Below are 22,404 nucleotides of genomic sequence, written 5' to 3' on the forward strand. Positions count from 1 at the left end.
CCCGAGAGCGTAGCCGCAATCGTTCAAGTCATGCACTCAGGATCCCGATTTGTCCGGTCAACGCCCGATGGCGTCCGTTCAAATAATGAACGAACGCCATCGGGGGTCGAGCTGCTCGCGTCAGCTCGGCACCGCCAGCGACAGCCCGAACCGGCCCTGCTCGTCGGTCCACCACTCGGCCAGCCGCAGCCCGGCCGCCGTCAGCTCGTCCGCGATCCTGGTGCGGCGGAACTTCGCGGACACCTCGGTCCTCAGCTCCTCGCCCTCCTCGAAGTGCACCGGCAGGTCGAGCGCCCGGATCTTGACCGTCTGGGCCCGGGTCGAGCGCAGCCGCATCTCGATCCACTCCTGCTTCGGGTCCCAGACCGCCACGTGCTCGAACAGGTCCGGGTCGAAGTCCGCGTCCAGCTCCCGGTCCAGCACGGACAGCACGTTCTTGTTGAACTCCGCCGTCACGCCCGCCGCGTCGTCGTACGCCGCGACCAGCACCCCGGGATCCTTCACCAGGTCGGTGCCCAGCAGCAGCGCGTCACCCGGCTTGAGCAGCCGGCGCAGCCCGGCCAGGAACTCGCCCCGCTCCTGCGGCAGCAGGTTCCCCAGCGTCCCGCCGAGGAACGCCAGCAGCTTCGGGCCCTCACCGGCCGGCATGCCCAGCCCGTGGGTGAAGTCCGACAGCACCGCCCGCACCGCCAGCCCCGGGTACTCGCGGGTCAGCCCGCGCCCGGCGGCGTCCAGCGCGCTCTCACTGACGTCCACCGGCACGTACGTCTCCAGCGTGCCGAGCTCCTGCAGGGCGTCCAGCAGCAGCCGGGTCTTCTCCGACGAGCCGGACCCCAGCTCCACCAGCGTCCTGGCCCGGGTGATCGCGGCGATCTCACGGGCCCGGCTGGTCAGGATCTCCCGCTCCGCCCGGGTCGGGTAGTACTCCGGCAGCCGGGTGATCTCCTCGAACAGGTCACTGCCCCGGGCGTCGTAGAACCACTTCGGCGGCAGGGTCTTGGGACTCGCGGTCAGACCGTGCTGCACGTCGTGGCGTAGCGCGTGGCTGAAGTGGTCGGCGGGCAGGAGCCGGGTCAGGTGGTAGGAGCTCACGGCTGTTCGTCCTCTCGGAAGTCGTTCAACACTCGTCTCAACACTCGTCACTCGTCATCCGCTTCGCACCGGGACGGCCGCGGCGGCCGTCCCGTCGGGCCGTGGTCGCCCGGTCCGCGTGGCGGGCGCGCCGTCAACCCGGCTGGATCGGGAACACGTTGACCCCCGAGGCGTCGGCCGTCAGCAGGGAGTGGTCGGGCACCGCCGTCCAGCCCGGACCGTCGTCGCCCGGCTCGGAGGCGACCAGCACACCCTCCCCGGCGCGCCCGGCGCGGTGGAACAGCGTGTCCCCCCAGGCCGTGGCGGCGATCGAGACCCCGTCCGTCAGCAGCAGATTGAGCCGGGCGTCGGGGCCGTACCCGGCCAGCGTCCGCACCGTCCCGGCCAGCGCCTCACCGGGCGGCGCCCCGGCCCGCAGCCGGTGCAGCACCAGCGCCCACACCAGTGCCGAGTCGCTGCGGGCCTCCAGCGCCAGCAGTTCCGCCGGCGGCAGAGCGGCGGCGGCCTTGTCGTACCGCTCGGGCCAGCCGGGCAGCGCGCCGTTGTGGCTGAACAGCCAGCGCCCCGCCCCGAACGGCGCCGCCGCCGCCTCCCCGGCCGCGCACCCCGGGGTGGCCGAGCGGACGGCGGCCAGCAGCGCCCGGGTGCGGACCACCCGGGCCAGGTCCTCGAAGGACGGGTCGGCCCAGATCGGCCCGGTCCGCCGGTACCGGGCGGGGACCTCGTCGCCGTCCGCGTACCAGCCGACCCCGAAGCCGTCCACGTTCACCGTGCCGTACCGCTGCGACCGGGGCGCCCAGGACTGGTGGTACAGCCCGAACGGCGGCTCCACCACGAGCTCCCGGATCGGCACCGCGGGCCCCAGATAGGCGAGATGGCGGCACATCAGTCGCCCTCCACCGAACAGGCGGTACGGAACCCGGAGAAGATCTGGCGGCGGATCGGATAGTCCCAGTTGCGGAACGTGCCGCGGCAGGCGACCGGCGCCACCGCGAACGAACCGCCGCGCAGCACCTTGTACTCCGGCCCGAAGAACACCTCCGAGTACTCCCGGTACGGCCAGGCCCGGAAGCCCGGGTACGGCAGGAAGTCACTGGCCGTCCACTCCCACACGTCACCCATCAACTGCCGGGCGCCGAAGGCGGACGCGCCGTCGGGGTAGCTGCCGACCGGGGCGGGCTGGAGGTGCCGCTGGCCGAGGTTGGCGTGCTCGGGGCCCGGAGCGGCGTCACCCCACGGGAAGCGCCGGGAGCGGCCGCTCACCGGGTCGAACCTGGCCGCCTTCTCCCACTCCGCCTCGGTCGGCAGCCTGCGCCCGGCCCACCGCGCGTACGCGTCCGCCTCGTACCAGCTGACGTGCAGCACCGGCTCCTGCGGCGGTACCGGCTCCACCACGCCGAACCGGCGGCGCAGCCACTGGCCGCCCTCCTCGGTCCAGAACAGCGGCGCGACCAGCCCGGCCTGCAGGCGGTGCTTCCAGCCCTCGGGGGTCCACCAGCGGGGCTCGTCGTAGCCGCCGTCCGCGATGAACCGCTGGTAGGCGGCGTTGCTCACCGGCGTGGTGTCCAGCCGGAAGGCGGGCAACTCCACCTGGTGCGCCGGGCGTTCGTTGTCCAGCGCCCACGGCTCGGTGTCGGTCCCCATGGTGAACGGCCCGGCCGGCACCAGGACCTCGGGCGGCAACCGGTCGGCACCCACGGGGGCGGGCGGCGGGGGAGAGGTCAGCGCGACGGGGCCGCGCCGCAGCTGGTGGGTGATCAACATCGTCTCGTCGTGCTGCTGCTCGTGCTGCGCGATCAGCCCGAACGCGAACCCGTCCGTGAGCAGCCGGGTGCCCTCCAACGGGCTGGCCTCCAGCAGGTCGAGCACCCGGCCGCGGACCTCGTGCGCATAGGCACGGGCCTCGGCGGGCGGCAGCAGCGGCAGGGTGGGGCGCTCGGAACGCGGGTGCTCGAACGCGTCGTACAACGGGTCGATCTCCGGATGCATCGGGTCGCGGCCGGCGACGTTCCGCAGCAGCCACAACTCCTCCTGGTTCCCGATGTGGGCCAGGTCCCAGACCAGCGGCGACATGAGCGGCGAGTGCTGGGCGGTCAGGTCGTGGTCCTCGACGCAGTCGGTCAGCCGCGCGGTGCGCTCGCGCGCGGCGATCAGCTCACCGGCGATCAGCTCCCGCAGCGCGGCGGTGCCGGGTGCGGTGCTTCCGGGCGCGGTGGTGCCGGGTGCGGTGGGTGCGGTGGTGCCGGGTGCGCCGGGCGGTGTGGCGGCGCCGGGGCGTGCGGCGGTGCCGGGGCGTGCGGCGGTGCCGGGGGTCGGCTCGGGCCGGTCGGTGTTCAGCACGGTGCGGCCTCCTCGGGTACGGGGCGGGCGCCCGCTCGCAGGGTGTCCAACTGGTCGTCGGCGGGGCAGCGGCCGCGCGCCGGGTAGCGCTCGGCGAAGGCGGTGAGCCTGTCGCGCAGCAGGTCGGCGCCGTCGGCGCTCGCTGCTAGGTCGGCGCCCGCTGCGTGGTCGGCGCGGGCGGCGCGGTCCGAGCGGTCCGAGCGGTCCGCGCGGGCGGAGGCCGTGCGGAGGGATGCGGCCCGGCCGAGCGCCTGCTCGGCGGCGCCGAAGCAGGCGAGAGCGGCGCGCCGCAGTTCGGGGTCGGACATCCCCAGCACCGCCGCGCGCTGCCACAGGGCATTGCGCGGGGCGTTCACGGTGAAGTCGACATTCGCGCGGGTGCGACCATTCACGTAGGCGTGAGCGTTCGCGGGGCGGTGGCCGTTCACGGCGTGGTGAGCGTTCGCGCTCCCGTCACCGTTCACGTTTGCGGTCATGTGATCGTTCACGTCAGCGCGATCGCTCGCACTCGCGCCAGCGTTCACGCCATCGCCACTATTCACGCCACCGCTACCGTTCACGCGCGCGCCACCGTTCGCACCCGCGCCATCGTTCGCACCCGCGCTCCCGTTCACGCTTGCGTGACCGCTCACGCCAGCGCCACCGCTGCCGTTCACGCCACCGCTCGCGCCGCCGCTCACATTCGCGTTCGCGTGAATGCTCGCGCCGTCCACCGAGTACAGCCGCTCCAACGCCGCGAACGCCGCGTCGGCCGCCACCGGGTCGTCCAGCAGTGCGCTGACCAGCGCCAGCGGCGTCAGCCAGCCGTCGCCGGGCTGCGCGTCGAGCATCCGCAGCTCCAGGTGGCCGCGCGGGCGGACCGGCGGGAAGAGCGTGGTGCGGTGGTAGTCCAGGTCGGCCAGGGTGGCGGGACGGTCGCCCGCGCCGCGCAGCCAGTCCCGGAAAGTCATCCCGGTGGGCGCCGTCCACGGCTGGCCGTCCGGGCGCTGGACGCACAGGACCTTGGCGTCCAGCACGTACCGGGCCCACGCTTCCCGCGGGTCGCCCCCGGGCGGCGGGGCCAGGGTGCGGCTCGGGTCCATCCGCGACCACACCATCTGCCGGGTCGAGCGGTAGCCGGTCGGCCGGCCGTCCAGGAGCGGCGAGTTGGCGAACGCCGCCACCAGGACCGGCCCCAGCAGGTGCACCAGCCGCCAGCGCTCCGCCAGCGACTGCGCTCCGCGCTCGGTGCCCGCGTCGACGCTGACCTGGACCGATGCAGTGCCGCACATCATGATCCGGCCCCACGGCCCGGCCCGGTCGAAGTACTTCTCCATCGCCACGTACCGGGGGTGGGTGAGCTGCATCCGGCGCTCGCGGGCCAGTGGGTCGGTACCGCTGCCGGTGAGACACAGCCCCTGGGTGGCGTACGCCGCCCGCAGGGCCGCCTGGTCGCGGAGCAGATCGACGGCGCATCGGCCGGGGTCCTCGGCGGGGAGGGAGCTGAGCTCGACCTGGCCGCCGGGTTCGTGCGTGAGGGTGGCGCCCGCGGGAAGCAGCGGGCCGTCGGGGTGGTCGGGCAGCGCCGCCACCGCGGCGGCCGCCCGGGCCGGATCGACCGGGACGTCCGGACATCGGGAGTCATGGACGAACCACTCGGTCTCGACCCCGATCAGCCGGGGCGGCCCGATTTTGAAGCAGATCCCGGCCAGGTGTTCCTCGGCCGAGGCTTCGGTCAGCGGGGTCACGCTGGGTGGCGGTTCTTGCTGTGCTGTTGCCGGGTGGGGGCGTACAGGTATCACCGGACTCACCATCCTCGGTTCGCGGTATGCGGCCCGGTTGTTCCTGCTCAGTCTGCAACGGGGCAAACATCGCCGCCGCTCAGAGTCTGTTTTCGCAGGTCAGATGGGTGAGTGCGGTGTGCAGGCGGGCCAGCGGGAGCGCGTAGTTGAGCCGGAGGAAGCCGCGGCCGCCCGGGCCGAAGTCGGATCCGTCCGCCAGTTCGACGTCACGTTCGGTGAGGATCGCTGCCCTGGCGTGTTCTCCCGCAAGGCCCGGCAGCCCGGCTTTCCGGGCCACGGCGGCGGCGTCCAGCCACAGCAGGTACGAAGCCTGCGGCCGCGCCACCACCGCGTCGCCGAGCGCCTCCACCGCCAGATCGCGGGCCGCGGCGAGGTGGGCGAGCAGCCCGTCCAGCCACGCCCCGCCCTCGCTGAACGCGGCTCGCTGGACCAGCTGTTCCAGCAGACCGCCCTCCCAGAACCCGTACCCGGCCATCACCGCCGTCAGCCGCTCGCGCAGCGCGGCGGCCGGCACCAGCGCGAAGCAGCTCGGGATGCCGGAGGTGTTGAACGTCTTGCCGACCGAGTTGAGGGTGACGGTGTGCCGCACCGTACTGCTGGCGCTGGCGCTGCCGCCGCTGCCGCCTCCCGTACCCGGGAGGGCCACCGCGACCGGGTGCCGGGCGTCCGCGTCGGGGTGCAGCAGATCGCCGTGGACCTCGTCCGACAGCAGCAACCCGCCGCACTCCTCGGCCAGTTCGGCGAGGGCACGGATCTCCTGGGCCCGCCATGGCCGGCCCGACGGATTGTGCGGGCTGCTCACCATCACCACGCCCGGCCGCAGCTCGGCGAACTCCTCCACCGGCAGGCGGTAGCCGTCCTCGTCCCGGGCCAGCGGAACCTCGCGGTACGGCAGTCCGGCCGCCCGGCAGACCGGGCCGAACCCGCCCCACTCCGGGGTGCCGAACACCACCGGCCCCCGCGGCTGCGCCGCCTCCAGCAGCAGCCGCACGGCCGTCCGGGGGCCGAAGGGCAGCAGCATCACCCAGTCCGGGTCGACCGTGACCCCGTGCCGGCGGCGGTACCAGTCGGCCACCAGCTCTCGGCCGTCCCGCTCGCACACCGTGTACCCGAACGCCGGGTGCCCGGCTCTGGCGGCCAGTGCCGCGCCGATCGCGGGCGGGCCGGGCAGGTCCATGTCCGCCAGACCCAGCGCGATCCGCCCGGCTCCGGCCCTGGCCCATTTGCTGCTGCCCGTCCCGGTGCGGTCGAACGCCTCGAACACGCCTGCTCCTCCCGGTACCCACCTGGGCACGGCGGGCCCGCGGCCCACGGTACTGGGGCATACCCGGCCCGGACCGTACGCACCCGCCGCACCCGCGTACCGTACCCGCGAGCACCGCGCCGTGCCCCCGGGTACCCCCCAAGCGCACCCCGGCCTCGGATCCGGCCTCCGATCCGTGGACGGCCGCGACGTGGGCCCGGCCCAGCCGCGTACCCTGCGCGCCGGGACGGGGCCACCCGCCATGGGCCCACCCGGAACGGGGCCGTGGACCGCCCACCGCCGGAGAGGAATGAGACTCGGATGACCACGACGGAGGACCTGAACGGCGTCACGGGAGCGGGAGCGGGAGCGGGAGCGGGAACGGGCACGGGCACGGGAACCGGACCGGGCGCGGGCGCGGGTGCGGGTGCGGGCGGGGAGCGGGCCGCCGCCGGTGAGGAGGTGACGCTGTTCGTCGCCCGGCGGGTCGATCCCGGGTTCGAGGAGGCCTTCGAGGTGTGGGCGCGGGGCATTCTCGCGGCTGCGGCCGATCACCCGGGCAATCTGGGGACCGGACTGCTCCGCCCGGCCGGGGCCGAGGATCCCTGGCATCTGTTGCTGCACTTCCGTGATGCCGCGGCGTTCACCGACTGGCAGGCGTCCCCGGCCCGGGCGGCATGCTTCGCCCGGGCGGACGGTCACCATGTGGAGGTGGCGCGTCGCGAACTCCACGGCATGGAGGGCTGGTTCGCCACCACGTCGGTGGGCGCGCGGCGCAACCCGCCCGCCCGCTGGAAGATGATGGTGGCCTCCACCGTGGCCATCGCCCCGCTCACCGTCACCGCCAATCTGGTGCTGACACCGCACCTTTCGGGCCTGCCGGTGGTCGCCCGTACCCTGCTGCTGGCACCCGTGATCAGCGCACTGATGACCTACCTCGCACTGCCGGCGGTCACCCGTCTGCTCCGCCGCTGGCTGTTCCCCTCCTGAACGGCCCTGCGGTCCTGGTGTGTTGACTCCTGGGTGCAGTGGTTCGTGGTGCGCCGGTCCACAGTCGCGGCCGGCTCGGCCCGCTGCCGGGCGCGGCGCCCCGGCGGGCGGCTGACCGGCCGGGGACCGGTCGGTGGGCGGCGGTTCGGCGGGATGGGCCTCGGGCAGTCGCGATGCTGGTCGACGGCCTCGGCCCGGTCGTTGATCGCCCGGACGGGCCGCCCCAGGACGTAGTCCCCGCAGTCCACGCAGTACCCCATGGTCAGCAGGACGGGGGCCTCCCCGGCGGCCGGGGTGGTCGTTCCCGCCGTGCGGGCGGCGTCCGCCGGGCCCGTCGCACCGGCGGTGCTGGTCTCCTCGGGCATGTCACTCCCTTCCATCGCGGCGGCCTCCTTGGCCACGGCGTTCTCCTGAGCCGCGGGGCCGCCCCTCGTCCACGTAGCGGCGGGCGCGGATCCACTGCTGGGCGCTGCTTCGCAGCGGGTACCGCTCGAGTTCGCCGCCGGTCTCCACCCAGGCGCCGCCGTCGTGGAGGTCGCGGATGCCCCACATCAGCCGGCCGGCGGTGTCGGGCGGCAGACGGTCCACCAGGTACCGGTCGGGTTCCCAGCGCGGTGCCGTCACGGGGTGACGCCCGGTCGGATGTCCGTCGGGGGCGGGCGGAGTCGGGTTCTGCTCACGGATCCTCCTGGATCTCGGCCCAGATCTGGGTCAGTCCTGCGGCGTCGGTCGCGCCCCAGCGTTCGGCCACCGTGATGGCCTTGAGGATGTCGGCCCAGCGATCCGGGCCGCAGTCGGTGGGGACCGATGCGGTGATCCGCAGGCCGGTGGCGGTCGGGTGCGCGTGGGCCAGCTCGCCGGTGGCCTGCTCGATGGCGCTCCGAAGAGCGGCCGCGCGCACACTGATCTGCACCGATCTCCCCTATGAGTACGGTTGAACCGTATCGATAGAGTATCCCGACTCGCGCTACCGTGTCATCCAGGCCACACCGATGCAGTAGAGAGGACGCCGTGACGGACACCCCGCCGTACCTCCGCATCGCGGACGAGCTGCGCGCCCGGATCCTGGACGGCGGTGTCGTCGCGGGCGAGCGCCTGCCGTCGATCAGTGAACTGGCCGAGGAGTTCAACTACTCGGGAGGCGTTGCGCAGCGCGCCTACGGGATTCTGATCGAGGAGAACCTCGTCGTCGCGCGGCCCGGTGCGGGCTACTTCGTCCAGTCGCAGGAGGCGCCGCAGGTGCTGGTGCGGCATCAGCGCGTACGCCCCGGTCAGGGATCACCCGTTCGAGTGATGCTGGCGGAGCAAGGGGTGGACGCCTCGCGCCGTTCCGAGTCCGCGACGGCGAGGGCGGACGCGGCGGTCGCCGAGCGGCTCGGCGTCGCGGCCGGCGAGCCGGTGGTCCACACCGCGTACGTGCACCTGGCCGACGGGGTGCCGGTCCAGCTGACGGACTCCTGGGAGCCGATGGCCGTGACCGGCAACAGCCTGATCGTCCTTCCCGAGGCCGGGCCGCACGGCGGCATCGGTGTCGCCGACCGGATGGCCGTCATCGGCATCGAGGTCGGCCTTCCGGTCGAACGGGTGAGTGCCCGTCAGGCGACCCGGCAGGAGGCCCAGCGGCTCGGCGTCCAGCCGGGCGCGGTGGTGCTGGCCGTCCAGCGCACCCACTACGACCGCGCCACCGGCCGCCCGGTGGAGACGGCGGACATCGTCCTGCTGGGCTCCCGCTGGATCGCGGAGTACGGCACCCGGCCGGAGCCCGGCACGCCCTGACCGGATGTGCGGCCCGACCCCCACCGGCACCGCCGGCTGACCGGCCTGCCCGGCCCCTGGCCCCCCACCCGGGCCCGGCCCCGCGCCGCGCGGGCCGGGCCCGCGGCCGTCCGCCCGGCGCAGCCCCTACGCGGAGAGCCGCCGCTCCAGCGGGGTCCGGAAGCGCGGGGTGACCCGGGTGTCGCCGATCCAGCCGCGCAGCCGTTCCGCCTCCGCCTCGAGGGCGTCGCGGGCCGCCCGGTCGACGGGGCCGAGCAGTTCCCAGGCGATCGAGCCGTCCGCGCGCTGGGCCCAGCCGCCGACGATCCGGCCGTTCCACCACACGGTGGGGCCGATGTTTCCGGAGCGGTCGAAGAGTTCGGTCCGGTGCTCGTCGGGCAGGAACCAGTGGCGGTAGCGGGTGCCCATCGGCGCGGGGTCGAGCGCGGGGAGCAGCGCCACCCAGGGTTCGGGTTCGGGGACCGGGTCGAGGTCGTCGGGCAGGACGAAGCCCTCGCCGTCCGAGGGACCGTCCGAGAGGTCGACCGGGACGGCTCCGCAGCCGGTGAGTGCCGTGCGGACCTCCCGCAGTCCCCAGCCGGTCCACCAGCGCAGGTCCTCGGCGGTGGCGGGGCCGTAGGCGGCGAGCCAGCGGGCGGTGAGGTCGCGCTGGGCGTCGGCGGTCGGCTGCTGCGGGTAGGGCCGGTGGGTCGCCCACCGGTGCTGGCTGCTGGTCCAACTTCCCACCGGGCGGCGGCGGATGATGGATCCTTCCATGCCGAGCACCCGCAGCATCCGGGTGCCGATGGTCTGGACGGCCTGGTACGGCTTTCCGACGGCGACCGCGATCTCCTCGCGCATCCTCGGTACCAGGGCGCCGAGTTGGGCGCCGGTGGCCTCGCCGGCGCGGTCCAGTGCGGCCAGCGCCTCGTGTTCGGTGTCGGCGAGCCAGTCCTGGTCGAAGCCGCCGTCGGCGGCGAAGGCGGTGAACCCGCGCCGTTCGCGCTCGGCGACCTTGCGGGTGGTGGACGCCTGCACGACGGGGGCGAGGGCGGCCGGGACCACGAACAGGGTGTGCCGCATGCCGTGCATCCGCACCAGGGTGCCGTCCTCGTACAGGGCGCGTTCGAGCGGGGGGACCGGGTCGGGTGCGGTCCGGCCGGGGCCCGGTGCCGGGCCGAGCCGGGCGGCGGTCGAGAGGAAGACGGTGGCCGGGTCGGTGGCGTGCAGGGCGACCACGGCGTCCGCGACCTGTTCCGGGGTGGCGGCGCGGTGCGCGGGTGCCAGGAGTTGGCGTACGGCGAGCCGGGCGCGGCGCTGGTGGTCGTCGATGCGGGGGCGGGTGGTCATCCGGGCCTCCGGGCTGGGGGTGCGGGCCGGGCCGTCGGGCCGGTGGCGGGGGTCCAGTGTGCCCGGTCAGGCGCCGGACAGCACGAAGGCCGAGTTGACCAGTGCGACATGGGTGAACGCCTGTGGGGTGTTGCCGAGTTGGAGGTTCTCCAGCGGGTCCCACTGTTCGGAGAGCAGTCCGAGGTCGTTGCCGAGGGCGACCACCCGGGCGAACAGTTCGCGGGCCTCGTCCCGGCGGCCGATCGCGGCGAGGGCGTCGGCGAGCCAGAACGAGCAGGCCAGGAAGGCGCCTTCGGTGCCGGACATGCCGTCGGCGTCGGGTCCGGTGGAGTAGCGGCGGACGAAGCCGCCGTGGTCCAGTTCGCTGCGGACGGCTTCCACGGTGCGGATCACCCGGCGGTCGTCCGGCGGGAGGAACCCGGTCTTGACGATGAACAGGGTGGCGGCGTCCAGGTCGGTGCCGCCGTAGTGCTGGACGAAGACGCCGCGGCCGCGGTGGTAGCCGTTGGCGCAGACGTCGGCGTGGATCTGGTCGCGCATGGCGCGCCAGCGGTCGACGGGGGCGGGCAGTCCGGTGCTCTCGGCCATCCGGACGGCGCGGTCGGCGGCGACCCAGGACATCACCTTGGAGTGGACGAAGTGGCGCCGGCCGCGCCGGACCTCCCAGAGCCCCTCGTCCGGTTCGCCCCAGTGCTGTTCCAGGTAGCTCATCAGGGTCCGGAGCAGGCTCCAGACCTGCCGTTCCATCGGGATCCCGGCCAGCAGGGCGAGGTGCAGGGTGTCCACCACCTCGCCGTAGACGTCGAGTTGGAGCTGGTGCACGGCGGCGTTGCCGAACCGGACCGGGGTGGAGCCGCGGTAGCCGGGGAGCCAGCCGGCGACCGTCTCGGGCAGTCCGCGCTCGCCGGCCACGCCGTACACCGTCTGCAGGTCGCCGGGGTCGCCGGCGATGGCCCGCAGCAGCCACTTGCGCCAGGCGGCGGCCTCCTCGCGGAACCCGCTGCGCAGCAGGGCGGCCAGGGTCATGCTGGAGTCCCGCAGCCAGCAGAAGCGGTAGTCCCAGTTGCGTTCGCCGCCGATCTGTTCGGGCAGGGACGCGGTGGGGGCGGCGACGATGCCGCCGGTGGGTTCGTAGGCGAGGGCCTTGAGGGTGATCAGGGAGCGCAGCACGGCCTCCCGCCACTCGCCGGTGTAGCGGCAGCTGGCCGCCCAGTCGTGCCAGCCGGAGACGGTCCGTTCCAGTGCCTGCGCGGGGTCGGTGCGGGGCGGGGTGTGCTGGTGGGAGGGCTGCCAGGTGAGGACGAACGGCACCTGTTCGCCGGCCCGTACGGTGAACTCCGAGAGGGTGGCCCCGTCCTGGCCGAAGGTGTGCACCCCGGGCGGGACCCGGAGCCAGGCGGAGTCGGGGCCGGCGACGGCGACCCGGTGGCGTTCGGTGCGCCGGACCCAGGGGGCGACCCGGCCGTGGTTGAAGCGCAGCCGCAGTTCGGCGCGGACCGGGACGGTGCCGCGCAGGCCCTCGACGATCCGGATGAGCTGGGGGACGCGGTCCCGGTGCGGCATGAAGTCGGTGACGCGTACCGCGCCTTGGGGGGTCTCCCAGTCGGTCTCCAGGACCAGGCTGTCCGGGCGGTAGCGGCGGGCGGTGCAGTCGCCGCCGGCCGCCGGGGCGAGCCGCCAGGCGCCGTGCCGGGCGTCGCCGAGGAGTCCGGCGAAGCAGGCGGGGGAGTCGAACCGGGGCAGGCAGAGCCAGTCGACCGAACCGTCCCTGCCCACCAGGGCGGCGGTCTGGAGGTCACCGATGAGGGCGTAGTCCTCGATGCGTCCGGCCATTGCCCCCATTGTCCGCCGGGTGGGCGCCGCGCGCCGGGTACGGGCCGCCGGTGGTGCGGGTGGTGCGGGTGCGACGCGCCGAAGCGGAGGACTCCACTTGCAAAGAAGATCGGATGATAGGAAGATCTTTATGGCCTGTTGTCTTTTTCCCTTGCGGAAGGGGTGCCGTGATGCGGCGACCGAACTGGGTGCCCGCCGGAACGGATCTCGACAAGCCCAACGCGGCCCGGGTCTACGACTACTACCTGGGCGGCTCGCACAACTTCGAGGCCGACCGTGAGATGGCCCGCAAGGCCATGGAGCTCTGGCCCGACCTTCCGCAGATCATGCGGGCCAACCGGGCCTTCCTGCGCCGTTCGGTCGAGTACCTCGCCGAGCAGGGCTACACCCGCTTCCTGGACATCGGCTCGGGCATCCCCACCTTCGGCCCGGTGCACGAGATCGCCCGGGCGATCCGCCCCGAGGCCCGGGTGGTGTACGTCGACCACGACCCGGTGGCGGTCGCGCACAGCCGGCTGATCCTCAAGGACGACGAGCTCTGCTCGGTGGTCGAGGCCGACCTGCGGGACGTCCCCGACCTGCTGTCCCGGCCCGAGGTGGCGGAGCTGCTCGCCCCGGGGGAGCCGGTGGTGCTGCTGCTGGTGGCGGTCCTGCACTTCATCAAGGACGAGGACGAGCCGGAGAAGCTGGTCGCCCGGCTGCGGGACGCCCTCCCGCCCGGCAGTGCCCTGGTGATCTGCCACGCCTCGCTGGAGGGCCGCCCCGACCAGGCCGGCTCCCACCAGGACCTGTACAAGCGCACCCCGACGCCGCTGACCATGCGTTCCCTGGAGCGGATCACCGGGTTCTTCGAGGGCTTCGAGCTGCTGGAGCCGGGGGTCGTCTTCCTCCCCGAGTGGCGGCCGGACCGGCCGGAGGCGGTCGGCGCCCACCCCGAGCGGATGACCGGCGCGGCCGGCGTCGGACGCCTGCCGTGAGCGAGGGGCTGTCGCAGGACGACCCCGACGGCAGCGCGACGGAGTTCCACGACGCCTGGGCGCGGCTGCTGCGGGCGGGCCACGGCAGCGCCGTCCACCCCGGCACCCTGAGCCGGCTGGCCGGCCGCAGCGCCGACCTGCTGCACCGTGCCCGGCAGGACGAGGAGTTCGACGCCCGGCTCGCCGAACAGGCCGGCGCGATGCTGGTCGACTCGCACTTCACCGACCCGGTGGTGCTCGCCGACGCGGTGGTCCTGCTCCAGCGGTACCCGGTCCGCGACGGGCGCGGCCCGGCCCTGTGCGGCGCCTTCGCGGCCGGCTGGGCGGCGGCGCTGCGCGAGCGGACGCTGCGCGAGCAGGAGGCCATCCGGCTGGCGGCGGACACCGCCCGGCAGGAGGTCGAGCGGGCGCTGCGCTCCTCCGAGGCCCGGTTCCGCGCGCTGTTCGAGAGCGCCGCGATCGGGATCGGCCTCGGCGACACCGAGGGCAACATCCTGGCCGTCAACCGGGCGCTGCAGGAGATCTTCGGCGCCGGCCCCGAGGACATGCGCGGCCGCCGGGTGAACGACCTGGTGCACCCCGAGGACACCCCGGGCGTCTGGGAGGCGTACGAGGAGCTGATCAGCGGCAAGCGGGACTACTTCCAGTTCGACAAGCCGTACTACCGGCACGACGGCGAGGTGGTGTGGACCCACCTGACGGTGTCGCTGATCCGCGACGACGAGGGCGCCCCGCAGTACCAGGTGGCGATGCTGGAGGACATCACCGACCGCTACCGGCTGCAGGAGCGGCTGCGCCACCAGGCCACCCACGACCCGCTGACCGGGCTGCCCAACCGGGCGGCCTTCTTCGAGCGCCTGGAGGACCTGTTCGAGGACCCGGAGCCCGGTGCCCGGTTCGGCCTGTGCTACGTCGACCTGGACGGCTTCAAGGTGGTCAACGACAGCCTGGGCCACGACATGGGCGATCAGCTGCTGACCGCGGTCGCGGCCCGGCTGGACGCCGCCCTCACCCCGCTCGGGCACATGGTCGCCCGGCTCGGCGGCGACGAGTTCGTGGTGCTGCTGGAGAACTGCCGGGGTGAGCAGGAGGCGGTCGCCGCCGCCAAGACGGTGCTCGCCGCGCTGGCCAAGCCGGTGCTGATCGGCGACCACAAGCTGGCCGTCGGCGCCAGCGTCGGCGTGCTGGAGCGGCGGATCGCCACCACCACGCCGGGGGCGGCGGTGCGCGCCGCCGATCTCACCCTGTACCGGGCCAAGGAGGCCGGCCGCGGCCGGTGGACGCTGTTCGACCCGAAGGAGAACGCCCGGGCGGTCAGCCGCTACGCGGTGTCGGTGCGGATGCCCTCGGCGCTGGACCGGGGCGAGTTCTTCATCGACTACCAGCCGATGGTCGACCTGGCCTCCGGCTCGCTGGTCGCGGTCGAGGCGCTGGTGCGCTGGCGCCACCCGCAGCTCGGTGTGCTGGGCCCGGAGGAGTTCGTCGGGGTGGCCGAGGAGACCGGCCTGATCATGCCGCTCGGGCGCTGGGTGATGGAGCAGTCCTGCGGTCAGGCCGCCGACTGGGTGGCCAGGTTCGGCGAGCGGGCGCCCAAGCTGAGCGTCAACCTGGCGGTGCGTCAGGCCCGCAACGCCGGTCTGGTCGGGGACATCGAGCGGATCCTGCGCGGCACCGGGCTCGACCCGGCGATGCTGCAGCTGGAGATCACCGAGTCGACCGTGGTCGGGCCCGAGGACGAGGCGCTGAAGGCGCTGCACGCGGTGGTCGACATGGGCGTCTCGCTCGCCGTCGACGACTTCGGCACCGGCTGGTCCAACCTGGCGTACCTGCGCGACCTGCCGGTCTCCGGACTGAAGATCGCCGGGTCGTTCGTCGGCGACCTGCACGACCCGGCCAAGGACACCCACCTGGGCTGGCGGATCGTCAGCGGCCTGGTCTCGCTCGCCCACACGCTCGGGCTGACCGTCACCGCCGAAGGCGTGGAGAGCCGGGCGGACGCGGAGCGGCTGCGGCTGATGGGCTGCGACTGGGCGCAGGGCTGGCACTTCGGCCGCCCGGTGCGGCCGGGGGAGATCGCCCGCCGGATCGCCGAGGTCAACCTTCCCGCGGCGGACTTCGTCCGCGAGAACTGAGGGCCGGCCCCGGCCGGTTCGGCGGGCGGCCGTGGGGTGCCCTGGGGTGGTGACCGAGAGTGGTCGATACCCGGCAATCTTATGAAAACCGGACATTTCCCCTTGACGTGCCGCACCGGTGCTGATGTGATGGGGCTCTGGCACCGCCTCACGGCGGACGTACATTTCGCCAGTTGCTGTCCGTGTCGGCGCTTCGGCGCCCGAGACCGGCTGGCGCTCCTGTGAGGGGCTTCGGGGGAGTTCTACGAAGCAGTCCTCAGCGCCGCGACCCGTCTCCGTTCCCCGTTCGGGGCCCTCCGTGCCCCGCCAGGTATCCGCGTGCCGGGCCTCTGCGTGCCCGGTGGCCTTCTTAGGGACTGCCCGCGATGAGCACCACGCTGCCTCCTGACAACGTTCTCCCGTACCCCGACCGCGACGGCCGTCCGATGCGCCGCGCCGGCGACCGTGCCACGGTACGGCCACCCATGCGCCGGGCGACCGACTTCTCCACCGCGCACAGCGTCAGCCTGGTCGTCCCCGCGCACAACGAGGCCCGCAACATCCCCTGGGTGTTCGAGCAGATTCCGCGCTGCGTCGACGAGGTGATCCTGGTCGACGGCGACTCCAGCGACGCCACCGTCTCGATGGCCAAGCACTGCCTGCCGTCCGTCCGCCACGTGGACCAGATCGGGCCCGGCAAGGGCAACGCGCTGCGCACCGGCTTCGCGGCCGCCGAGGGCGAGTTCATCGTGATGATGGACGCCGACGGCTCGATGTGGCCCGGTGAGATTCCGCACTACCTGCACTTCCTCGCCAACGGCTACGACTTCGTCAAGGGCTCGCGCTGCATCGCCGGCGGCGGCTCGCTGGACTTCACCCGGGTCAGGTCGCTCGGCAACCGGGCGCTGCTCGCCGTGGTCAACCGGCTCTACGGCGCCCACCTCACCGACCTCTGCTACGGCTTCTGCGCCTTCCGGCGCAGCTTCCTGGACGAACTCGACCTGCGCTCCTCCGGCTTCGAGATCGAGGCCGAGATGGTCGCGCACGCCCTCCGCTCGGGCCTCCGCCTCGCCGAGGTCCCGAGCCTCGAACTCCCCCGCCGAAACGGGCGCTCGCACCTGCACGCCGTCTCCGACGGCAAGCGGGTGCTGCGCACCCTGATCGCCGAACGTCCCGGCGCCAGGGCGGCGACGCCCGCCTCCGCAGGGGAGCGATGATGAATGGCTCCGACCGGCGCACCGCAGCTGCCTGCCCCTGCCTTGCCGCCCGCGACTCGCTCTACACCCCCGTCCGGGTAGTCGAACTGGACCTGGACGAGCCCGGTGAGCTGCGCTCACCCGGCGGTCTCGGACCGGCCGACCCGGACGGCCGCGTGTTGGCGTTGGTGCGACTGCACGGACACCCGCTCGGCCTGGTCACCGCCACCGGAACAGCCGGCGCCCCCGCCGCACTGTGCCGGGCGCTGGTCGATGCCGCTCATCGCGAACTGCACGTCCCCTCGCTCTCCACGGCGACCCGGGGAACCCTGCCCGACCGCACCCGCCGCGTCCGCCCGGCCACCGAACCGGTGACGGTCAGCGTGGTGGTGTGCACCCGCAACCGTCCGCACCTGCTCCCGCGGGCGCTGGACTCGCTGCTGCGCACCGCCCACCCGCGGGTCGAGGTGATCGTGGTCGACAACGCGCCGGACGACGACGCGACCGAGGAACTGGTCCGCTCCCGCTACCCGGGCCGGGTCCGCTACCTGCGCGAGCCGGTGGCGGGCCTGGCCCGGGCCCGCAACTGGGGCCTGGCCGCCGCCCGCGGCGAGCTGGTCGCCTTCGCCGACGACGACCTGGTGGTCGACGCCGGGTGGGTGTCCGCGCTGGCCGAGGCGTTCCGCTCGGACGACCGGATCGGCTGCGTCACCGGCCTGGTGATGCCCGCCGAGCTGGACACCGAGGCCCAGGTCGCCCTCGAGGAGTACGGCGGCTACGCCCGGGGCTTCACCGCCCGCAGCTGGTCGCTGCGCGAGCGGCCCGAGGACCCGCTGGTCCGGTTCTCGGTCGGCCGGTTCGGATCGGGCGCCAACATGGCCTTCCGCACCGACCTGCTGCGCCGCCTCGGCGGATTCGACACCGCGACCGGCGCCGGCACCGCCGCCCGCGGCGGCGAGGAACTGCTGGCGTTCTTCCGGGTCCTGGGCGGCGGCCACACCGTCGCCTACCAGCCCGACGCCATCGTCTGGCACCCCCACCCGCGCACCATGGACGCGCTGACCAGGCAGGTCTTCAACTTCGGCGTCGGCTTCGGCGCCTACCTGGCGGCCGCCGTCTCGCACCAGCCCGGGGTCCTCGCCGGCATCGTCCGCTACCTGCCCCGCGGAGTGTGGCGCTGGCAGGTTGCCCGCCGCACCCGCACCCAGGGCGCCCCCGCCGCCGGCGCGATGGCGGGCCTGGGCCGCCTGGAGTTCCGCGGCCTGATGTACGGCCCCTTCTGCTACCTGTCGAGCGTCTGGCACCAGCGCGGTGTCCGGACCGGAGAGTAGCCCGTGATGACTACACCCACCTTCCAGCCGGTCGCCGCCCCGACCCAGGTGGTCGAGCTGGACCTCGAGAGGCCGGACGAGCTGCGGACCCCGGGCGGGCTGCGCCCGGTGCCGTCCGGGCGGGTGCTGGCCCTGGTCCGCCGGCACGGCCACCCGCTCGGGCTGGTCACCGCCATCGGCACGGCCGGCGACCCGGCGGCGCTGCCCCGGGCCGTCGCCCGGGCCGCCCGGAGCCAGCTGCGGGCGGCGGACCGGCCGCAGGCGCCGTCCGCCGTCCGCACCGGCCAGGTGGCCGTCAGCGTGATCGTCTGCACCCGCGACCGCGAGGACCTGCTGGAGCCGTGCCTGGACACGCTGCTGCGCACCGTCCACCCGCGGGTCGAGGTGATCGTGGTCGACAACGCGCCGGCCGACGACACCACCGAGCTGCTGATCCGCACCCGCTACCGGGACCGGATCCGCTACCTGCGCGAGCCGGTCCCGGGCCTCGCCCGGGCCCGCAACCGCGGCCTGGCCGCCGCCCGCGGCGAGCTGGTCGCCTTCACCGACGACGACGCGCTGGCCGACCCCGGCTGGGTGTCCGCGATGGTGGCGGCCTTCCGCTCCGACGAGCGGATCGGCTGCGTCACCGGACTGGTCCTGCCGGCCGAGCTGGACACCGAGGCCCAGGCCGCGTTCGAACGCTTCGGCGGCTACACCAAGGGCTTCACCGCCCGCAGCTGGTCGCAGGCGCAGAGCGCCGACCCGCTGCTGGCGCTGCGCGTCGGCGGCTTCGGCACCGGCGCCAACATGGCCTTCCGCACCGACCTGCTGCGCCGCCTCGGCGGATTCGACACCGCGACCGGCGCCGGCACCCGCACCCGCGGCGGCGAGGACCTGCTGGCCTTCTTCCACGTCCTGGAGGGCGGCCACACCGTCGCCTACCAGCCGGACGCCATCGTCTGGCACCGCCACCGCCGGACCATGGACGGCCTGCACTCCCAGATCTTCGGCTTCGGCGTCGGCTTCGGCGCCTACCTGACCGCGGTGCTCGCCCAGCGCCCCCGGCTGCTGGCCACCCTGTTCCGGTACGCCCCGCGGTGCGCCGCCGACATGGTGCGGCGCAGCCGGGAACGGTCCGCCCGCGACGGCGGCCGCAGCCCCGCGCCGCTCGGCCGCACCGAGATCCGCGGCCTGGTCTGCGGACCCCCCAACTACCTGCTGAGCCGCTGGCAGCAGCGCGGCATCCGGGGTGGCGAACCGTCGTGACCGCCGGTCTCAGCGCCCACGCCGGCTCCTCCCGGGCCGCCCGTCCGTGCTCCTGCCCCGAACCGCTGCCCTGCGAGTGCTCGTACCTCACCCTGGTCCGGGCCCGGGTCCGGTCCGCGCGCAAGGTCCACTCGGGTGAGCCGCTGCTGCGCAACGGGCACATGCTGGTGGCCAGCACGGTCCTGGCGGCGGCGCTGGGATCGCTGTTCTGGATCTTCGCCACCCGCTGGTACTCGGCCGAGGCGGTCGGCCGTAGCTACGCCGCCCTCTCGGCGGCCACCCTGCTCTCCGCGCTCGGCAGCTTCAACCTCGGCAACGTCCTGGTGCGGTTCGTCCCCCGGGCCGGCCGGCACACCCGGCGCCTGGTGCTGCGGTGCTACGCCGTCAGCGCCGGCGCCAGCGCCTTGGCCGCCGTGGTGTTCCTGCTGCTGATCCCGTGGATCGCGCCGGGCCTGACGTTCCTGCGCGACCCCGTGCTGGCGGCGGCCTTCGTCGCCGCCACGGCCGGGTACTCGGTCTTCGTCCTCCAGGACGGTGCGCTCACCGGCCTGCGCCGCACCGGCTGGGTGCTCGGCGAGAACGCGCTGTTCGCGGTCGCCAAGACCGGGGTGCTGGCGCTGTGCGCGGTCCTCGCGATCGGCACCGGCATCCTGGTGTCCTGGTCGGTGGCCCTGGTCGTGGCGATCGTGGTGACCAACGTGGTGCTGTTCCGCCGGGCCGTGCCCGAACAGCACCGGGCCGACCGGACCGGCGCGCCCGCACCCCGCCGGGTGGCCCGCTACGCGATGGCCGACTACCTGGGCAACCTCTCCAGCATGGCCGCGTTCAGCATCGTGCCGCTGATGGTGCTCAACCAGCTCGGCGCCGAGCAGAACGCCTTCTACTCGCTGGCCTGGATCATCGCCGACACTCTGTACGTCGCCGCGTTCAGCATGGGCAGTTCGCTGATCGTCGAGGCCGCCAGGTCACCCGAGCGGCTCGCCGAGCACGCCCGCCGGATGCTGCGCCACACCGGCCTGCTGCTGCTGGCCGCGGTGGCCCTGGTGATCGCCGCGGCCCCCTGGATCCTCAAGCTGTTCGGCCCCGGCTACTCCGAGAACGGCACCACCGTGCTGCGCCTGATGGTGCTCTCGGCGCTGCCCAACGTCGTCCTGAGCGTCGCCATCGACGTCTGCCGGGTCCGGCGGGCGCTGCGCTGGCTGATCGCCCTGCAGTCCACCTTCGCGGTCCTGGTGATCGGCCTGGTCGCCGTCCTGCTGCCCGCGTTCGGGCTGACCGGGGTCGGCCTCGCCTGGCTGATCGCCGGGACCGCCCTCGCCCTGCCGCTGCTGGTCGCCCTCCCGCGCTGGCTGCCCGCACCCGACCGGAGGCCGACATGAGCACCCGACGCCCCGACGCCCCGACCCTGTCCGTGGTGATCTGCGCCTACACCCTCGACCGGTGGGCCGACATCCGTGCGGCCGTCGCCTCGGTGCAGGCCCAGCAACTGCCGCCGGCCGAACTCCTGCTGGTCACCGACCACTGCCCGGAGCTGGCCCGGCGCGCCGAACGGGAACTCCCGCAGGCCCGGGTCGTCCCCAACACCCACCGCAAGGGCCTGTCCGGCGCCCGGAACACCGGCGTCGCCGCGGCCGCCGGCGAGGTGGTCGCCTTCCTCGACGACGACGCGGTGGCCGACCCGCAGTGGACCCGGCGGCTGCTGGCCGGCTACCGGGACCCCGCGGTGGTCGGGGTCGGCGGCCTGGTCGACCCCTGGTGGGAGACCGGCCGCCCCGGCTGGTTCCCGCCGGAGTTCGACTGGGTGGTCGGCTGCACCTACCACGGGTCGCCGGGCGCCCCGGCCCCGGTCCGCAACTTCACCGGCGCCAACATGTCCTTCCGCCGCTCGGACATGCTCGCCGCGGGCGGCTTCCGGCAGGACCTCGGCCGGGTCGGCACCAAGCCGCTCGGCTGCGAGGAGACCGAACTGTGCCTGCGGCTCGCCGCCCGCGACCCGCACGCGGAACTGCGCTTCGAGCCCGCCGCCAGGGTCCGCCACCACGTACCGCCCACCCGCACCACCTGGTCCTACTTCCGGGCCCGCTGCTACGCCGAGGGCCGCTCCAAGGCCCTGGTCGCGCAGCACGCGGGCACCCGGCCCGCGCTCGCGGACGAACGCCGCTACCTGCGGCGCACCGTCCCCGCGGCCGTCCTGCGCAGCCTGCTGCGCGCCGAGTTCCGTACCGCCGGCACGCTCTGCGCGGGCGTCGGCATCACGGTGCTCGGCTACACCTCGGGCCGGGCACACAGCTTCCTTGCCGGATCCACCGGTTCCGCAAGGCGATCGGTGAGGAGCCCGTCATGATCCCGGTCCCCGTCTTCCTGTGGCACTCCGTCTCGGACGACCCGCCCGGCTGGATCGCCCCCTACACGGTGACGCCGAGGGTGTTCCGCGAGCAGATCGAGCGGATCATCGACAGCGGGCTGTCCGTGGTGCCGCTGCGGCGGCTGGTCGCCGCGATGCACGGCGGGCCGCCGCTGCCGCCCAGGGTCGCCGTGCTGACCTTCGACGACGGCTTCGCCGACTTCTACTGGACGGTCGCGCCGATCCTCTCCGACCTCGGGCTGTCGGCCACCCTCTACGTCACGGTCGGGGCCATCCACCCGCCCGGCGGCCGCGGTACCGGCAGCCTGCTGCCGCCCGCGCAGATGCTCAACTGGCGCCAGGTCAACACCCTCGACGCGCTCGGCGTCGAGATCGGCGGCCACTCCCAGACCCACGCCCAGCTGGACACCGTGCCGGCCCAGAAGTGCGCCGACGAGGTGGTCGGCTCCAAGCGCGTGCTGGAGGACGTGCTCGGGCACGAGGTCACGGCGTTCGCCTACCCGCACGGGTACTCCAGCCCGGCGGTGCGCTGCCGGGTCCGGCAGGCCGGCTGGACCTCGGCGACCGCGGTCGAGAACAAGTTCAGCTCGGCCGCCGACGACCCGATGCGGATCTGCCGGCTGATGGTTCGCGACGACACCCCGCCCGCTGTGTTCGAGGATTGGACCATGGGCCGCGGGCCCGTGACCGGGCCGGTGCCGGAGAGCCTGTACACCCGGGGGTGGCGTGCCTACCGGCGGCTGCGGGCCGCGATCGGCAGCCCCGTCGGCGGCCCGCCGCAGGAGTCCTGAC

Annotated in this window: 18 protein-coding genes and 1 pseudogene; 10 read left to right on the forward strand and 9 right to left on the reverse strand. The window is 74.1% G+C overall.

Annotated elements, in window-relative coordinates; genetic code table 11:
* Positions 1-120: 120 nt before the first annotated feature.
* The 5 genes and pseudogenes from egtD to AC2TEW_RS23785 all read right to left on the reverse strand — a co-directional run bounded on the left by egtD (position 121) and on the right by AC2TEW_RS23785 (position 6,477).
* The gene (egtD, locus tag AC2TEW_RS23765; protein WP_484625360.1) at positions 121-1,092 is read right to left on the reverse strand and encodes an L-histidine N(alpha)-methyltransferase; all 972 of its coding nucleotides are present in this window, start codon (positions 1,090-1,092) and stop codon (positions 121-123) included.
* A gap of 133 nt (positions 1,093-1,225) precedes the next feature.
* Complete coding sequence (egtC, locus tag AC2TEW_RS23770; RefSeq protein WP_484625361.1) at positions 1,226-1,978, reverse strand: ergothioneine biosynthesis protein EgtC; 753 nt, start codon at positions 1,976-1,978, stop codon at positions 1,226-1,228.
* Complete coding sequence (gene egtB / locus AC2TEW_RS23775) at positions 1,978-3,270, reverse strand: ergothioneine biosynthesis protein EgtB (protein ID WP_484625430.1); 1,293 nt, start codon at positions 3,268-3,270, stop codon at positions 1,978-1,980. The genes egtC and egtB overlap by 1 nt, the downstream gene beginning before the upstream one ends.
* Positions 3,271-4,151: 881 nt before the next feature.
* A pseudogene (gene egtA, locus AC2TEW_RS23780) lies at positions 4,152-5,225 on the reverse strand (ergothioneine biosynthesis glutamate--cysteine ligase EgtA); the annotation flags it as partial.
* 67 nt (positions 5,226-5,292) lie between these two features.
* Positions 5,293-6,477 (reverse strand): aminotransferase class I/II-fold pyridoxal phosphate-dependent enzyme, encoded by a 1,185-nt coding sequence (locus tag AC2TEW_RS23785; protein ID WP_484625362.1) that lies wholly within the window; start codon positions 6,475-6,477, stop codon positions 5,293-5,295.
* A gap of 300 nt (positions 6,478-6,777) precedes the next feature.
* Here AC2TEW_RS23785 and AC2TEW_RS23790 point away from each other — a divergent pair, with 300 nt between their 5' ends.
* Positions 6,778-7,446, forward strand: a complete 669-nt coding sequence (locus tag AC2TEW_RS23790; RefSeq protein WP_484625363.1) for an antibiotic biosynthesis monooxygenase — start codon at positions 6,778-6,780, stop codon at positions 7,444-7,446.
* 366 nt (positions 7,447-7,812) lie between these two features.
* Here AC2TEW_RS23790 and AC2TEW_RS23795 read toward each other — a convergent pair whose 3' ends face one another.
* Both AC2TEW_RS23795 and AC2TEW_RS23800 read right to left on the reverse strand, forming a co-directional pair.
* Complete coding sequence (locus AC2TEW_RS23795; protein WP_484625364.1) at positions 7,813-8,070, reverse strand: hypothetical protein; 258 nt, start codon at positions 8,068-8,070, stop codon at positions 7,813-7,815.
* A 52-nt stretch (positions 8,071-8,122) separates the two neighbouring features.
* Positions 8,123-8,359, reverse strand: a complete 237-nt coding sequence (locus tag AC2TEW_RS23800; protein ID WP_484625365.1) for a hypothetical protein — start codon at positions 8,357-8,359, stop codon at positions 8,123-8,125.
* 98 nt (positions 8,360-8,457) lie between these two features.
* Between AC2TEW_RS23800 and AC2TEW_RS23805 the strand changes: the two genes are divergently transcribed.
* Complete coding sequence (locus AC2TEW_RS23805) at positions 8,458-9,222, forward strand: GntR family transcriptional regulator (RefSeq protein WP_484625366.1); 765 nt, start codon at positions 8,458-8,460, stop codon at positions 9,220-9,222.
* Positions 9,223-9,348: 126 nt separating this feature from the next.
* Here the strand turns inward: AC2TEW_RS23805 and AC2TEW_RS23810 are convergent, their stop codons facing one another.
* Positions 9,349-10,551 (reverse strand): winged helix DNA-binding domain-containing protein, encoded by a 1,203-nt coding sequence (locus AC2TEW_RS23810; RefSeq protein WP_484625367.1) that lies wholly within the window; start codon positions 10,549-10,551, stop codon positions 9,349-9,351.
* A 66-nt stretch (positions 10,552-10,617) separates the two neighbouring features.
* The gene (locus AC2TEW_RS23815; protein ID WP_484625368.1) at positions 10,618-12,384 is read right to left on the reverse strand and encodes a glycoside hydrolase family 15 protein; all 1,767 of its coding nucleotides are present in this window, start codon (positions 12,382-12,384) and stop codon (positions 10,618-10,620) included.
* Between the two features lie 170 nt (positions 12,385-12,554).
* Here AC2TEW_RS23815 and AC2TEW_RS23820 point away from each other — a divergent pair, with 170 nt between their 5' ends.
* From AC2TEW_RS23820 to AC2TEW_RS23855, 8 genes are all read left to right on the forward strand, one after another.
* Positions 12,555-13,361, forward strand: coding sequence for an SAM-dependent methyltransferase (locus AC2TEW_RS23820; RefSeq protein ID WP_484625369.1), 807 nt, complete (start codon positions 12,555-12,557; stop codon positions 13,359-13,361).
* On the forward strand, positions 13,358-15,493 hold the full coding sequence (locus AC2TEW_RS23825; protein ID WP_484625370.1) for a putative bifunctional diguanylate cyclase/phosphodiesterase: 2,136 nt from the start codon (positions 13,358-13,360) through the stop codon (positions 15,491-15,493). The genes AC2TEW_RS23820 and AC2TEW_RS23825 overlap by 4 nt, the downstream gene beginning before the upstream one ends.
* A 365-nt stretch (positions 15,494-15,858) precedes the next feature.
* Entirely contained in the window at positions 15,859-16,689 is an 831-nt protein-coding gene (locus AC2TEW_RS23830) for a glycosyltransferase family 2 protein (RefSeq protein WP_484625371.1), read from the forward strand.
* A complete protein-coding gene (locus AC2TEW_RS23835) occupies positions 16,686-17,999 on the forward strand; it encodes a glycosyltransferase family 2 protein (RefSeq protein WP_484625372.1) in 1,314 nt (437 codons plus the stop codon). Before AC2TEW_RS23830 ends, AC2TEW_RS23835 begins: the two co-directional genes overlap by 4 nt.
* A 6-nt stretch (positions 18,000-18,005) precedes the next feature.
* Positions 18,006-19,247, forward strand: coding sequence for a glycosyltransferase family 2 protein (locus AC2TEW_RS23840; protein ID WP_484625373.1), 1,242 nt, complete (start codon positions 18,006-18,008; stop codon positions 19,245-19,247).
* Positions 19,244-20,626 (forward strand): lipopolysaccharide biosynthesis protein, encoded by a 1,383-nt coding sequence (locus tag AC2TEW_RS23845; RefSeq protein ID WP_484625374.1) that lies wholly within the window; start codon positions 19,244-19,246, stop codon positions 20,624-20,626. Before AC2TEW_RS23840 ends, AC2TEW_RS23845 begins: the two co-directional genes overlap by 4 nt.
* On the forward strand, positions 20,623-21,591 hold the full coding sequence (locus AC2TEW_RS23850; protein WP_484625375.1) for a glycosyltransferase family 2 protein: 969 nt from the start codon (positions 20,623-20,625) through the stop codon (positions 21,589-21,591). Before AC2TEW_RS23845 ends, AC2TEW_RS23850 begins: the two co-directional genes overlap by 4 nt.
* Positions 21,588-22,403 (forward strand): polysaccharide deacetylase family protein, encoded by an 816-nt coding sequence (locus AC2TEW_RS23855; protein ID WP_484625376.1) that lies wholly within the window; start codon positions 21,588-21,590, stop codon positions 22,401-22,403. The genes AC2TEW_RS23850 and AC2TEW_RS23855 overlap by 4 nt, the downstream gene beginning before the upstream one ends.
* Position 22,404: the final 1 nt, after the last annotated feature.

The sequence above is a fragment of the Kitasatospora sp. NEAU-CNBT7 genome (genome assembly GCF_057220535.1).